9 protein-coding genes and 1 riboswitch are annotated in these 15,309 nt (G+C 36.5%); of the genes, 8 read left to right on the top strand and 1 reads right to left on the bottom strand.

What is annotated here, in order from left to right:
• Positions 1-53: 53 nt before the first annotated feature.
• The 3 genes from fabD (at position 54) to pckA (ending at position 3,589) form a co-directional block, all read left to right on the top strand.
• A complete protein-coding gene (gene fabD, locus EAG08_RS09180) occupies positions 54-971 on the top strand; it encodes an ACP S-malonyltransferase (RefSeq protein WP_228446839.1) in 918 nt (305 codons plus the stop codon).
• On the top strand, positions 941-1,843 hold the full coding sequence (locus EAG08_RS09175) for a GYDIA family GHMP kinase (protein ID WP_129535160.1): 903 nt from the start codon (positions 941-943) through the stop codon (positions 1,841-1,843). Before fabD ends, EAG08_RS09175 begins: the two co-directional genes overlap by 31 nt.
• A 129-nt stretch (positions 1,844-1,972) precedes the next feature.
• Positions 1,973-3,589: a phosphoenolpyruvate carboxykinase (ATP) gene (gene pckA / locus EAG08_RS09170; RefSeq protein WP_129535159.1), complete on the top strand. Its 1,617-nt coding sequence runs from the start codon at positions 1,973-1,975 to the stop codon at positions 3,587-3,589.
• Positions 3,590-3,716: 127 nt separating this feature from the next.
• Here pckA and EAG08_RS09165 read toward each other — a convergent pair whose 3' ends face one another.
• Complete coding sequence (locus EAG08_RS09165) at positions 3,717-4,124, bottom strand: type II 3-dehydroquinate dehydratase (RefSeq protein ID WP_129535158.1); 408 nt, start codon at positions 4,122-4,124, stop codon at positions 3,717-3,719.
• Positions 4,125-4,367: 243 nt separating this feature from the next.
• Positions 4,368-4,464, top strand: a riboswitch (SAM riboswitch).
• Positions 4,465-4,547: 83 nt separating this feature from the next.
• Between EAG08_RS09165 and EAG08_RS09160 the strand changes: the two genes are divergently transcribed.
• The 5 genes from EAG08_RS09160 (at position 4,548) to EAG08_RS09140 (ending at position 15,304) form a co-directional block, all read left to right on the top strand.
• Positions 4,548-7,457 carry a SusC/RagA family TonB-linked outer membrane protein gene (locus EAG08_RS09160; RefSeq protein ID WP_129535157.1) on the top strand — a complete coding sequence of 970 codons (2,910 nt, stop codon included), beginning with the start codon at positions 4,548-4,550 and terminating at the stop codon, positions 7,455-7,457.
• A gap of 125 nt (positions 7,458-7,582) precedes the next feature.
• Positions 7,583-9,076 (top strand): RagB/SusD family nutrient uptake outer membrane protein, encoded by a 1,494-nt coding sequence (locus EAG08_RS09155; RefSeq protein WP_129535156.1) that lies wholly within the window; start codon positions 7,583-7,585, stop codon positions 9,074-9,076.
• 114 nt (positions 9,077-9,190) lie between these two features.
• Positions 9,191-9,514, top strand: a complete 324-nt coding sequence (locus tag EAG08_RS09150) for a DUF6660 family protein (RefSeq protein ID WP_129535155.1) — start codon at positions 9,191-9,193, stop codon at positions 9,512-9,514.
• Between the two features lie 200 nt (positions 9,515-9,714).
• Positions 9,715-14,079, top strand: coding sequence for a CusA/CzcA family heavy metal efflux RND transporter (locus EAG08_RS09145; protein WP_129535154.1), 4,365 nt, complete (start codon positions 9,715-9,717; stop codon positions 14,077-14,079).
• A 1-nt stretch (position 14,080) separates the two neighbouring features.
• The gene (locus EAG08_RS09140) at positions 14,081-15,304 is read left to right on the top strand and encodes an efflux RND transporter periplasmic adaptor subunit (RefSeq protein ID WP_129535153.1); all 1,224 of its coding nucleotides are present in this window, start codon (positions 14,081-14,083) and stop codon (positions 15,302-15,304) included.
• Positions 15,305-15,309: the final 5 nt, after the last annotated feature.

Here is a 15,309-nt window from a genome sequence, read left to right as displayed (position 1 = left end):
AAAAAATCTACTTTTAAAAGTATATATTTGTATTAAATTTTTTAAATCAATAAATGAAAGCACTTGTATTTCCTGGGCAGGGTTCACAGTTTGTAGGGATGGGAAAAGAGTTATACGATTCCCGTAAAGACATTAAAGACCTAATGGAATCTGCTAATGAAATTTTAGGATTCGACATTTTATCCATTATGTTTAGTGGAGCAGATGAAGATCTGAAAAAAACGGAGGTTACTCAACCTTCAATCTTTATTCATTCAGTTGCTGCGTTAAAAGCAGTAAACGGTCTTGGAGCTGAAATGGTTGCAGGGCACTCTTTAGGAGAATTTTCAGCATTGGTTGCCAACGGAGTTTTATCTTTTGATGACGGTTTGAAATTGGTTTCTGAAAGAGCAAAAGCTATGCAAGCGGCTTGTGATGCTAATCCAAGTTCTATGGCAGCAATTTTAGGTTTGGAAGATGCTAAGGTAGAAGAAATTTGTGCTTCAATCAGCGGAATTGTAGTTCCTGCGAATTATAATTGTCCCGGACAATTGGTAATTTCCGGAGAAACAGTTGCGGTAGAAGAAGCTTGTGCTAAATTAAAAGAAGCAGGAGCAAAAAGAGCATTATTATTGCCTGTAAACGGAGCTTTCCATTCACCATTGATGCAACCTGCACAAGAGAGATTGGCCGCTGCGATTGAAAATACGAAATTCAGAAAAGCGACGATTCCTGTTTATCAGAATATTACCACGACTGCTGTTACAGATCCCGATCAGATTAAAGCAAATCTTATTGCTCAGTTGACAGGTCCTGTAAAATGGACGCAGTCTGTACAAAATATGATTAAAGATGGTGCTACCAATTTTATTGAAGTAGGACCTGGAAAGACTTTACAAGGATTAATTAAAAAATTGACAGCGAAGTTACATCGGCTTCCGCAATTTAATTTAAATAAAAAATGGGCGAGATTTATTCACCGGGAAAGCTGATGCTGACTTCAGAATATTTCGCTGTAGACGGAGCTCTTGTCTTAGCGGTACCCACCAAGCTAGGACAAGAGTTTTTTTTTGAAGAAAAGCATGACAGAAAATCTCTTATTTTCTGGGAAGCTTATCATCAAAACAAACTATGGTTAAAAGCGGTCATTGATTATAAAAATTGGCAGATTCTTGAAACCAATATTACTTCAAGTGCAGAGTTTATTCTTAAAACTCTCAAAAATGTTCAGAGTCTTTCTGAAATTAAATTTAAAAGCACAGATTCATACTATTTAAGAACAAACCTTCAGTTTCCTGCAGACTATGGTCTTGGAAGCAGTTCGACTTTAATGAACAATCTAGCCGAATGGTCCGAGATTGATCCTTTTCATCTTAACACCATAAGTTTAGGCGGAAGCGGATATGATATTGCAGTGGCAAAAGCAAAGTCTGCGGTATTGTATCAGAACAAACCTGAAATTCATTTTGAAAAGGTAGATTTTAATCCAAAATTTAAGAATGAGCTGATTTTCATTCACTTAAATCAAAAGCAGGATAGTCGGGAAGGAATTAATCTTTATAAGTCTAAAATAAAGTCTCAAAACTTAGTCGATGAATTTTCTAATCTCACAAGAAATATTTTATTGTGTGATGGATTAGATAATTTTTCTGACTTAATGATATTGCATGAGCAATGTATTTCTAATTTTATTGAAATACCGACAGTTAAATCAATTTTTTTTGCAGATTGTGCAAAATTCGTCAAAAGTTTAGGCGCTTGGGGCGGTGATTTTGTGATGAGTGCAAAATTTGAGGGCTACCAAGACTATTTTTGGGGAAAAGGTTTTACTACTGTTTTTGAATGGCGTGATTTAATTAATTAATAATCAGTTGATTAAAAGGTTTGTTTTTTATTTGCCATTTTCGCTTATATGTTTATATTTATCGAAGTTTAACAATTAGTTAATATGAATTGTTAAACGAACAAAAAGCAAAAAGAAAATATAAGTAAAATGAAAAACGCTAAAATCATCCAGGATTTACAAAAATTAGGGATTAAAGGAGAGTATGAATTAACTTATAATCCTTCGTACGAAGAGTTATATCAAGCGGAAATGGCACCTGAAAATCAGGGGTTTGAAAAAGCTGAGCTTACAGAATCGGGTGCGGTATCTGTACAGACAGGTATTTTCACTGGACGCTCGCCGAAGGACAGATACATTGTTCAGGATGATGTTACGAAAGATACTATTTTCTGGGACGGTAAAGTAAACCTTCCTACAACACCCGAAATTTTCGAATCTTGTAAAGATTTAGTTTTAAATCAACTTTCTGGTGCCAAAAAAATCTATGTTGTCGATACATTTTGCGGGACTAATGAAGATACAAGACTAAAAGTAAGATTTATCGTTGAAGTTGCGTGGCAGGCGCATTTCGTTACAAATATGTTCATCCGTCCATCTCATTACGATTTAGAAAACTACGGAGAACCAGATTTCACAGTAATTAATGGTTCAAAAACTACCAACCCAAATTGGGAAGAGCAGGAATTGAATTCTGAAAATTTTGTGATGTTCAACCTTACAGAAAAGCTTCAGATTATTGGTGGAACTTGGTACGGCGGAGAAATGAAAAAAGGAATGTTTGCGATGATGAATTATTACCTTCCGTTAAAAGGTATGGCATCGATGCACTGTTCTGCTAACGTTGGTGAAGAAGGAGATGTAGCGTTATTCTTCGGACTTTCGGGAACAGGAAAAACAACTTTGTCTGCAGATCCTAAAAGATATTTAATTGGTGACGATGAGCACGGTTGGGATAACAACGGAGTTTTCAACTATGAAGGTGGATGTTATGCTAAAGTAATCGATTTGTCAGCAGAAAAAGAACCGGATATTTTCAGAGCGATTAAAAGAGACGCGCTTCTAGAAAATGTTGTGGTTAATGATGGAGTTGCTGATTACAAAGACGGTTCAATCACAGAAAATACGAGAGTTTCTTATCCGATTTATCATATTAATAAAATCGTTTTACCTTCTAAAGCAGGTCACGCAAGCAAGATTGTTTATCTTTCGGCTGATGCTTTCGGAGTTTTGCCTCCGGTTTCTATTTTAGATGAAAACCAGGCTCAATATCATTTCCTTTGCGGTTATACTTCAAAATTAGCTGGAACAGAGAGAGGAATTACAGAACCGGAACCATCTTTCTCTCCGGCATTTGGTGAAGCATTCTTAACATTGCACCCAACTATGTATTCTAAAACATTGATTGGTAAAATGAAAGAGCACGGAGCAAAAGCTTATTTAGTGAACACAGGTTGGAACGGAACAGGAAAAAGAATTTCTCTAAAAGATACAAGAGCAATTATTGATGCAATTATCGACGGATCAATTGAAAATGCTGAGAAAACTACAATCCCTGTAATGAATTTAGAAATTCCAACTTCATTGCCGAATGTTTCTGAAGGTATTTTAGATCCGAGAGATACATACAATGATGTTGCAGAATGGGAAGAAAAAGCAAAAGATCTTGCTGCAAAATATATTAAGAACTTCGAGCAGTACTGCGGTAATGACGAAGCCAAAAAGCTGATTGCCTCTGGTCCTCAATTGCAGGAACAGACCATTTAGAAATAGTGAGAAGCCTCATCGATTGATGAGGCTTTTTTATTTTAAAGAAAAATCGGTATAATCAGTTTGATCTGCGAGAGCAAAATTCACACATTTATCTGTGAAAATCTGTGCAATCCGTGAGGAACTATTTTAAACTCAAAATCGCCAGTCGATATCCCTCCATCCCAAAACCAGACAAAACTGCATCCGTACAAGCTGCCGTTACAGATTTCTGCCTAAATTCTTCTCTTTTGTAAATATTACTGATGTGAACTTCCACTTTCAGTTTCTGAATATTTTTTAAACAATCCGCAATTGCATAAGAATAATGTGTGAAAGCTCCCGGATTAATCACAACCGCATCAAAATCACCTTTCTGAAGTCTGTTAATTAGTTCGCCTTCAATGTTTGACTGATAATAATGCAGTTCGTGAGAAGTGAACTCAGACTTTAGTTTTTCTAAATAATCTTCCATGGAAATGCTTCCATAGATTTCAGGTTCTCTTGTGCCTAGAAGATTCAGATTCGGGCCGTTGATGATTAAAACTTTCATAGGATAAATTTAAAAAGTTTTTTCAATAAGTAGAAAGCTTTTCCATTTTAAATCATTTTTTTCGAATTACATTATTTTTAATGATATTTATCATATTCTATAATTTAATATTTTTTGTAACGCTCTATTTTAGTGTTTTTTAAGAATATATTAAGTTAATTTTCATTAAATAATAATTTGAAACTTAAAAGTCTACTTGTTTTGTAGACTAATTGTTTTTAGATTTGCACTCATATTTCGATCGGCTTATAAAGAAAGATGGAGGGAACTGACCCTGTGAAGTCTTAACAACCTGCTCTGCGCAAGGTGTTAAATTCAGCCTTTAAAGGAAAAATAAGCAATTGGTTAATCGTATTTATCGATGCCTTTTGCCGTCTTTTCTGCAAAGGGTTATTTTTTAATAATTGATAAATAAAATGGATTATGATTAACAAAAATTTAATTAATTCTAAAATTTGGATTCCTCCCGTTGCTGTATTTTTCTTAGGAATTATCAATCTACATGGGCAGGAAACAAAAAAAGATTCACTACGCGAACAGGAAATAGATGAAGTCGTAGTGGTCGCTTACGGTAAAGCGAAAAAAACAAGTTACACAGGTTCTGTGGCAACAATTTCCAGCGAAAAAATAAATAACAGACCGGTAACCAATATTACCAAAGCTTTGGAAGGCCAGGTTCCTGGACTTCAGGCGGTGAGTTCTTCGGGACAACCAGGAGCCACAGCTTCTATCCGTATTCGTGGGATTGGCTCGGTAAGTGCTTCCAGCAATCCTTTGTTTGTGGTTGACGGAATTCCTTTTGACGGAAACATCAACTCTATAAGTCCGAATGATATTGAATCCATCAGTGTTTTGAAAGATGCTACAGCAAGTTCACTATACGGATCAAGAGCGGCCAACGGAGTGATTATTGTCACCACAAAATCCGGTAAAAAAGGTGAGGCAAAGGTCAACTTTAATATCAGTCAGGGATTTTCTAGTAGAGCGGTTAAAGATTATGAGCAGGTGAATACCGATCAGTATTTTCAGCTGTATTGGGAAGCTTTGAGAAATGGGTATAAATCGAGTCAGGTCTCTTCACAGCAGGCGGCACAGATGGCAAGTGATAATTTAGTACCAGCTTTAGGGATCAATCCTTATGGTTCAAATTTTGCAAAACCGGTCGGAACAGACGGGAAGCTTTTGTCTGGTGCAAATGCTTTATGGAATGACGACTGGAGAGATATTCTTCAAAGAGTAGCCGCAAGAAGTCAGGTTGATCTGGATTTCAGTGGTGGCAGTGAAAAAAGCAATTATTATTTCTCTTTAGGTTATCTCGATGATAAAGGAATTGCCATTGGTTCAGGTTTTACGAAATACAGCACAAGACTGAAAATTAATTCTGAAGTCAAAAAATGGTTGAACGTAGGAGCTAATTTAAGTTATACCAACAGTCTTCAGGAAGCGCCGCCTTCATCAGATTCTAGGACGGATAATATCATTAATGCGGCAAGAGTCATCCCTTCGTTTTATCCTTATTACGAAAGAAATGTAGATGGAAGCCACAGATTAGATGCCAATGGAAATTACATTTATGACTTTGGAAAATACCGTCCAACAAGTGCTTTACAGAATCAAAATGCAGCAGCGACGTTGCCTTTAGATAAAAATGAAAACAGAGAAGATAACTTTTCAGGAAAAGGGTTTTTAGACTTTACTTTTTTACCAGAATTGAAATTTAAATCTAGTTTTTCTGTTGATTTGGTGAATTACAACGGTCACTTTTATTCAAATCCTTTGATTGGGCAGGGAAGTGAGATCGGTGGTTCAGTAACAAAAACAAACTCAAGAACGCTGTCTTATACGACCAGTAATATTCTGACTTTTGATAAAAAATTCAACCAGCATCACTTTAATATTTTGGCGGGTCAGGAATTTTATCATTACGAATTTCAAACCATCTCTGGAAACAGAAGCCAATTTTCACTTCCCTATTATTACGAGCCGGATGCGGCAGCTTTGTTGGGTGGATTCAGTGGAAACAGCGATAAATTAGGCTTGTTAAGTTTCTTGGGAAAAGTGGAATATGATTTTAAAAATAAATATTTCGTTTCCGGATCGGTAAGGGCAGATGGTTCTTCAAGATTTTCTCCTGAAAACAGATGGGGGACGTTCTGGTCAGTCGGTGGTTCTTGGAGGGCTTCGAATGAAGATTTCATTAAAGATTTAAATATATTCGATCAGCTGACTCTTCGTGCAAGTTATGGAGGACAGGGAAATGACAAATTGAGCACGTATTATGCGTATCAAAGTCTGTATACCTTTTATAACAACTTAGGTGAAGGCGGTACGGTGGCAAGCAGGCTTCCTACTCCGGATTTGAAATGGGAAACCAACCTCAATCTGAATGTAGGTTTGGAATTTGCCATTCTGAAAAACAGAATCAAAGGAAATGTAGAATATTTCCAACGTCAGAGTCAAGATCTTTTGTTTGATATGCCTTTGGCTCCGTCAGTGGGTTTCAGCGGATATCAGGCAAATATCGGAGAATTAAAAAATACAGGTTTTGAATTTTCTCTATTTACAACGCCCGTTAAAACTGATGACTTTCAATGGGATGTTGATATGAATCTGAGTACTTTAAACAATAAAATAACCAAACTGCCGAAAGGGTCTATTGTCAGCGGAACAAAACTTTTGCAAGTCGGAGGTTCTATTTACGATTTCTTCATTCCTGAATGGATTGGAGTCGACCCAAGCAACGGAAATCCCCTTTGGAAAACAATCACCACCGATGCCAACGGAAATACAGTGGAAGGAACAACTTCTGAGTATTCAAAAGCCACAAAAATTTTGCAAGGATCTTCTTTGCCAAAAGTGATGGGAGGTCTTACCACAAGTATCAGATATAAAGATTTTGATTTTTCAGGATTGCTGACTTTTAGTTTGGGAGGAAAAATTCTCGATACTGATTATACGATGTTAATGCACAACGGAAGTGCTGCCGGAAGAGCATGGAGCTCTGAAATGTTAAATCGATGGACTCCCGAAAATACCAATACCGATGTTCCTGCTTTAAGCACGACGACCAATAACTGGACTTCCGCTTCGTCAAGATTTTTATACTCGGGAACGTATGCAAGAATTAAAAACGTGAGTCTGGGATATACACTTCCGTCAAATTACTTTGAAAGAATAGGGTTAAAAAAACTGAGAGTGTACGTTCAGGCAGAAAATCTTTTCACATTCTACAAACATAAAGGAATGGATCCTGAGCAGACTCTGGACGGAACAACCTATTACAGATATCCTGCAATGAGAACGGTAACTTTCGGACTGCAGGCTACGCTTTAATCTTTTTAAAATTTAAACAATGAAATCGCCATGATTTGGAAAAACAAAAACTGATGAAGATGACACGATTCCATAACCTATCCCGACCATTCGGGATGACCTTTAAAAAACAATAAATCCTACATATGAAAAAATTAAAATACATATCTTTTGCTTTAATTGCCGCCATCTCATTGATCAGCTGTGAGCAGGATCTTGAAACCGCACCAACCAATCAGGCAGATGAAGCTGAAATTTTCAAAACTGCAGAAAGTGCCGAAACAGTAATCAACGGAACTTGGGCGAAGTTTAATGACGACGGAACGACGTATGCCAATATTGGTTATTCAACGGTTTTAAGAACCAGCGATGCCATGGGAAGTGATGTTGCAGTTTTGACTAACAAATATGGGTTTCCATCGGCTTATGCATTTACTGATTTGGTGAATAATACTGGAGGTAGATCGCTTTATATCTGGACGTCTTTATATTCTGTCATCAATAATATGAACAATGTGATTGCCAAAATTGATATTGCTGAAGGAACTCAGGAAAAGAAAAATCAGGTGAAAGGCCAGGCGAAAGCGCTACGTGCGTTCTGTTATTTAAATCTTGCCAGCTTTTATCAGTTTAGTTATTTGAAAGATAAAAATGCTCCGACTGCTCCCATTTATACCGGACCGGCAACCACCAATTCTGTAGGGAAGAAAAAAGCAAGCCTCGAAGAAATTTACACTTTAATTAAAAGTGATTTGAAGGATGCCGACCAATTGCTTCAAAATTATTCCAGAAACAATAAAGATAAAATCGACCGATTTGTCGTCAACGGACTTCTGGCAAGAGTTTATTTAAACACCGGCGAATGGACCAACGCAATCGCTTCTGCAAAAATTGCGAGAACAGGATTTCCTTTAATGAATGCCGAAAAATACAAAGAAGGCTTCAACGACATCACCAACGGAGAATGGATCTGGGGTCACGCACAAACTCAGGAACAGTCTGGTGAAAGCTATGCATTCCACTTTTTGGATGTCTCATCTTCGGGAAGCTACTATTACAGTTTTATGGCTGATCCTTATTTTAAAGATTTATTTGATACCAATGATATCCGTTATTCTCTATTTTCATGGGACGGATTGCCGGGAAGAGAAGGACTTTTGAGATATGCTAAATTTAAATTTAAAGCTAATTTAATTGCCGATATCGTTTTCATGAGAGCATCTGAAATGTATTTAATTGAAGCTGAAGCCGAAGCAAGAAACGGTAATGTTTCCAATGCGGTGACCGTTTTAAATCAATTAAAAACAGCTAGAAATGCCAATGTTTATAATGGTTCTCTTGCGCAGAATGCTGTGATTAAAGAAGTTCTAACTGAAAGAAGGAAAGAACTATTCGGAGAAGGTTTCTCTCTCTCAGACATCATCAGAACACAAGGTAAAGTAGAAAGAAAAGCTTATGTCAATACAAGCGGACAACCGATTCAGGTGCAGGTAACCACTCCCGATGGAACGGTAAAGATGGTGAATGGAAGAGGACATTCTATTTTCGCTTTTCCTGATCAGTCGGCTTTTGCGCCCAACAGCAGATATTATTTGTTTTCAATTCCACAGAAGGAAATAGAGAACAATCCAAATTTATAGTTTTGATTTTATATTTTTTTAAAAACCATTGCGTAATGCAGTGGTTTTTTATTTTAAAATTAAATTGAGAATATTCCAAATTTATTTTACAAAAAAAACTCTACCTTTGTCATAATGAACCTATTCAGATTGATTTTAGCAATGTATTTCATGGTGTTATCCGTAATGCCGTGCGAAGATGTGCATCAACAATCAGGTTCAAACAAAACAAAACTATCATTAAACATCGACGAATCTCATTCTAAAGATAAAGGCGATATCTGTTCACCATTATGTATTTGCAATTGCTGTCAAATTACGGTTACAGCTTTTAAAATGGATATTTCAATGAATATTCCTAAGCAGATTCAAACTTATTTTTCCAAGAAAATTCTATTTCAGAAAAACAATTTTGCCTATCAGGTGTACGATCACATCTGGCAACCTCCTAAGATTTAATTTATTGATTTTAAATATTCCATGAAACTTTGCAATATCGTTGCAGAGGTATTCATGATATTTTTGCATCCTGTCATTTTTAAATGATGGAGTGTACATTTCAATTAAAATTAACAGATTGTCTCTTTGCTCACTTTGCGTTAAAAAATTAAAAGGCGTTAAAAAAACAAAGCAGACAATCACAAATTAAATCTCAATTTGTGTTAGATAAAATCATAAAATTTAGCATCAAAAACAAGATCGTTATTGGCATAATGACCTTGCTTTTGATCATTTGGGGAGTTTGGAGTGCTTCCAGATTACCCATCGATGCTGTTCCTGATATCACCAATAATCAGGTTCAGATTATTACGGTTTGCCCTACTTTGGCTGGACAAGAGGTTGAGCAATTGGTCACTTTCCCCATCGAACAAAGTATTGCAACCGTTCCCGATATAGAAGAAACCCGAAGTATTTCAAGATTCGGATTATCGGTAATCACCGTTGTTTTTAAAGATAAAGTAGACATTTATTTTGCCCGGCAATTAATTAATGAAAGATTAAAACAAGCCGAAGAAAATATCCCAAAAGGAATTGGAACTCCTGAGTTAGCGCCTGTCAGTACCGGATTAGGTGAAGTCTACCAATATATTTTGCATCCTAAAAAGGGAAGTGAAAAAAAATACAATGCGAAAGATCTGCGTACGATGCAGGATTGGATCGTTTCCCGACAATTATACGGAACAGAAGGCGTTGCTGAGGTCAATAGTTTTGGAGGCGAGTTGAAGCAATATGAAGTTGCCGTCAATCCTAATCGTCTAAAAGCAATGGGAGTAAGCGTTGCAGATATTTTCACAGCCCTTGAAAAGAACAATCAAAATACAGGCGGAGCTTATATTGATAAAAAACCAAATGCCTATTTCATCCGTGGAATTGGCTTAGCAACTTCTATTGAGGATGTTAAAAATATTGCGGTCAAAAATACAGGGAGTATTCCTGTTTTTGTGAAAGATGTCGCAGATGTTCGTTTCGGGCACGCAACCCGTTACGGTGCGATGACGTACAACGGCCAAACCGATGCTGTAGGTGGAGTGGTCATGATGTTGAAAGGAGCCAATAGCAATGATGTTGTGAGCAGAATTAAAGAAAAAATTCCTACAATTCAGAAATCGTTGCCTGCAGATATTGTAATCGAACCATTTTTAGACAGAACCGACTTGGTAGATCGAGCCATAAGTACAGTAGAAAAGAATTTGATTGAAGGAGCATTGATCGTGATCTTTGTTTTAGTTGTATTTCTCGGCAATTTCAGAGCAGGATTAATTGTAGCGTCAGCAATTCCTTTATCATTATTGTTCGCTTTAGGAATGATGAATGTTTTCGGAGTAAGTGCCAATTTAATGAGTTTGGGAGCGATTGATTTCGGATTAATTGTAGACGGTGCCGTAATTATTGTTGAAGCTACTTTACATCATTTAGGATTAAGGAAATCTGTCCAAAAATTGACACAAAGCGAAATGGATGAAGAAGTTTTTCTATCAGCATCAAAAATCCGTGGAAGTGCCGCTTTTGGAGAAATTATCATTCTGATTGTATACATTCCGATTCTTACGTTGGTAGGAATTGAAGGTAAAATGTTCTCACCCATGGCTAAAACAGTAGGTTTTGCAATTCTCGGAGCACTGATTCTTTCATTGACCTACATTCCGATGATGTGCGCACTTTTCCTTTCAAAGAAAACGTCTCACAAAGAAAATTTTTCGGATAAAATGATGAATTGGCTGCAAAAAATATATCAACCCTTATTACAGAAAGCCATTAAAATTAAATATGTGATTGTTGGGCTCACCGTCTTGTTATTTTCAATTTCAGCATTGATTTTTAGCAGAATGGGTGGTGAGTTTATTCCACAGTTGCAGGAAGGAGATTTTGCTTTTCACTGTATTTTACCGCAAGGAAGTTCATTAAGCCAGAGTATCGAAACTTCGATGCAGGCTTCAAGAGTTATTAAACAATTTGATGAGGTGAAAATGGTAGTTGGAAAAACGGGTTCAGCCGAAGTTCCTACAGATCCGATGCCGCCTGAAGCAACCGATTTAATAATTGTTTTAAAGCCTCAAAAAGAATGGAAATCCAAAAAATCATACACTGAATTATCGGATGAGATTACAGAAAAGCTGGAAGTAATTCCCGGTGTTTTCTTTGAAGCCAATCAGCCAATCCAAATGCGTTTTAATGAATTAATGACAGGGATCCGACAAGATGTTGCGGTAAAGATTTTCGGTGAAAATATGGATACGCTTTCTATTTATGCCGATAAAGTAAGCAAAGTTATTCAAAATGTTGATGGCGCAACTTCTCCGCAGGTTGAAAGAGTGGGAGGACTTCCGCAGATCAATGTGACGTACGACAGAACGAGAATTGCAAATTATGGTTTGAATGTAGAAGATGTCAACAATGTTTTAAGCACCGCATTTGCAGGAAAAACCGCTGGACAAATTTTTGAAAATGAGAGACGTTTTGATTTGGTAGTAAGATTAGATAGTCTGTACCGAACGGATATTGAGGATGTCAGTAATTTGATGGTTCCAACGAATACCGGAACTCAGGTTCCGTTGTCGCAAGTCGCTAATATTGAATATAAACTTGGACCTGCACAAATTAGCCGTGAAGCAGGAAAACGAAGAATTGTCGTTGGTTTTAATGTAAAAGGAAGAGATGTAGAAAGTGTTGTGAAAGATATTCAGCAAAAATTAGAGAAAGACGTAAAACTTCCATCTGGATATTATTTTACCTATGGCGGACAGTTTGAAAATTTAAAAGAAGCCAGTCAACGATTGATGATTGCTGTTCCTGTGTCGCTACTTTTGATCTTTATGCTGCTATATTTTACATTCCATTCATTTAAACAGGCAACTTTAATATTTACAGCGATTCCGATGAGCGCGATCGGAGGTGTTTTTGCTCTTTTATTGAGAGGGATGCCTTTCAGTATCAGCGCAGGAATTGGTTTTATCGCATTATTTGGAGTGGCGGTTCTTAACGGAATTGTTTTGATTGGAACATTCAATCAATTAGAAAAAGATGGAGTTACCGATGTATTTAAAAGAGTAATTGAAGGAACGAAAACCAGATTAAGACCTGTTTTAATGACGGCAACGGTAGCCTCTTTCGGATTTTTACCGATGGCAATAAGTACAAGCGCGGGAGCAGAAGTTCAGAAACCATTAGCAACGGTTGTTATTGGAGGATTACTCTCTGCAACTTTCCTTACTTTATTCGTCTTGCCGATGTTGTACATTATTTTTAATTCTAAAATTAATCTTAAAGATAAATTGTTGAAAAAGCCTTTAACAGTAATCATTTTAATAGGAACTTTATTTTTAGGTCAAAATTTGAAAGCCCAAAGTTCAAGAGAAATTTCTTTGAATCAGGCGATAGAATTACTACAAGAAAATAATCCTTCCATCAAAGCAAAAGATCTTAATATTCAGTCTTCCGAAGCCTTAAAACCAACAGCAAAAGAGCTTCCGAAACTGGATTTCAATGCGCAGCTCGGACAATATAACAGTCCGAAATTTGATCAGTCTTTTGCCATCTCACAATCTATTCCGTTTCCGACGTTATTTAAAGCCAGAAAAGAATTGATTCAGGAAGAAATTAAAACTAAAAAGCTTGAAAAGCAAATCACCGAAAATGAATTGATCAAACAGGTTAGATCCTATTTTTATCAGATCGAATATTTGCAGTACAATCAAACAAAATTGAAATATCTCGACAATTTGTATGGCGATTTCATAAGAATTGCAACGGTGAGATTCAAAGCAGGAGATATTAAAAAGATCGAAATTAATACTGCCGAAACCCAAAAAGGAGAAATTAATCTTTTGTTTCAGCAGAATAAGGTGTATCTAGATAATGCCTATAAAAATTTAAAGGTTTTGTTGAATACGGACGAAGATATTTCCATTCCTGATTCTCAAAAATATGAACCGTTAAAAGTAGAATATCTTCTAGACAGCGAAACGGTAGAAAATCATCCGTCGATCCAGATTTTTAAGCAGAATATGGAAGTGCTGGAAAAGAATAAAAATGTTGAAAAGGCGCAGGGATTACCAGATTTCAGTATCGGATATACTAATCAGTCTTTGATAGGTTTTCACACCTTAAATGGACAGGAGAAATACTATGGCGCTGAAAATAGATTTAATTCTGTAAGTATTGGAGTGGCTATTCCATTGACTTTCGGGGCTACAAAAGCAAGAATAAAATCTTTGGAATATCAAAAGCAGATGGAGGAAAATAATGCGAAGTTCCAACAGCAGCAATTGGATGCTCAACTAAAAAATTCGTTAAGCCAGTATCAGCAAGATCTTCAGCAGTATCAGTATTATTTAAATCAAGCGATTCCTAATGCGAAAAGTATTGTAAAAGCCGCTCAGTTAGGTTATAAAACAGGAGAAATCTCTTATGTAGAATATTTGTTTGCGCTTCAAACAGCAACCAATATCGAACTGAAATATTTGCAATCCATTCAACAGGTGAATCAAACTGTGGTCAACATTAATTCTTTAATCAACAAATAAAATGAAATTAAAATTTAATATCATCATAATCATTCTTCTGTCATTTTTTCTAGCGAGTTGTGGGAAATCTGAAAAAGCAGAAGAACCAAAGGAGAAAACCGAAGAACATTCAGAACATGAAAGCTCAGATTTTGCAGAATTGACGCAAGATCAAATGGATGCAGTCGGCATTACATTAGGGCAAATTGAAATGAAAGAGCTAACATCGATCGTTAAGGCCAACGGTGCGCTGAGTGTTCCCAATAACAACAAAGCTAGCGCAACTTCTTTATACGGCGGAGTGATCAAAACGTTGAATGTTCAGGTCGGAGACTATGTGAAAAAGGGTCAGGTGATCGCTACAATTGCTAATCCGGAGTTTATTCAATTGCAGGAAGATTATTTGACAACGGGAAGCCGCATTACTTTTGCAGAACAGGAATACAGAAGACAGAAAGAGCTTTTCGATAACGATGCCGGAGCGAAAAAAAATCTACAAAATGCTGATGCCGAGTTAAAAACATTAAGAACAAAAAAAGCGTCTTTACAAAGACAGATTCAGATGATGGGAATCAGTCCTGGAAATGTCTCCAACAAAAATTTAAGATCCGGACTTGCCGTTACGGCGCCAATTAGCGGGACAATCAGTAATATTTTATTGCAAATCGGAAGTTATATTGATGTTTCTTCGCCTGTTGCAGAAATTGTCGACAATAGCTCTTTACATCTTGATTTACAAGTTTTTGAGAAAGATTTACCATCAATAAAAGTGGGGCAGAAAATTCATTTTACATTGACGAATAGCCCGGTTGCCGAATATGATGCTGAGGTCTACAGCATCGGAACAGCTTTTGAAAATCAAAGTAAAACCATTCCGATTCATTGCAAAGTAAAAGGAAATAAAAATGGTTTGATTGATGGAATGAATGCCACCGCAGTGGTAAGTTTAGATAACAGATTAATGTCTGCCGTTCCTAACACGGCTATCACAAGTGCTGGCGGAAAAGATTATATTTTTCTTGTAAATGATAAAAAAACGGAAGATCATAAAGATGAAAAAACTCAGGAAAAACACAACGAAAAAACCGTTAACTTTGAGAAAGTAGAAGTGGTAAAAGGGACTTCAGAAATGGGTTACACAGCAATTACGCCTGTAAAATCGATTCCTGAAAGTGCAAAAATTGCTACAAAAGGAGCGTTTTTCATTAATGCTAAATTGACAAATTCTGGAGAACACGAACATTAATTTTC

The organism is Chryseobacterium sp. 3008163, from assembly GCF_003669035.1.
Classification (GTDB): Bacteria; Bacteroidota; Bacteroidia; order Flavobacteriales; family Weeksellaceae; genus Chryseobacterium.
The sequence above is the reverse complement of the archived record's forward strand: the minus strand, read 5'-3'. Positions and strand labels throughout refer to the sequence as shown.

Bases quoted from the DNA above. Each gene is read 5' to 3' on its own strand.
- fabD (WP_228446839.1), top strand. From the start codon at position 54: ATGAAAGCACTTGTATTTCCTGGGCAGGGTTCACAGTTTGTAGGGATG.
- EAG08_RS09175 (WP_129535160.1), top strand. From the start codon at position 941: ATGGGCGAGATTTATTCACCGGGAAAGCTGATGCTGACTTCAGAATAT.
- pckA (WP_129535159.1), top strand. From the start codon at position 1,973: ATGAAAAACGCTAAAATCATCCAGGATTTACAAAAATTAGGGATTAAA.
- EAG08_RS09165 (WP_129535158.1), bottom strand. From the start codon at position 4,124: ATGAAAGTTTTAATCATCAACGGCCCGAATCTGAATCTTCTAGGCACA.
- EAG08_RS09160 (WP_129535157.1), top strand. From the start codon at position 4,548: ATGATTAACAAAAATTTAATTAATTCTAAAATTTGGATTCCTCCCGTT.
- EAG08_RS09155 (WP_129535156.1), top strand. From the start codon at position 7,583: ATGAAAAAATTAAAATACATATCTTTTGCTTTAATTGCCGCCATCTCA.
- EAG08_RS09150 (WP_129535155.1), top strand. From the start codon at position 9,191: ATGAACCTATTCAGATTGATTTTAGCAATGTATTTCATGGTGTTATCC.
- EAG08_RS09140 (WP_129535153.1), top strand. From the start codon at position 14,081: ATGAAATTAAAATTTAATATCATCATAATCATTCTTCTGTCATTTTTT.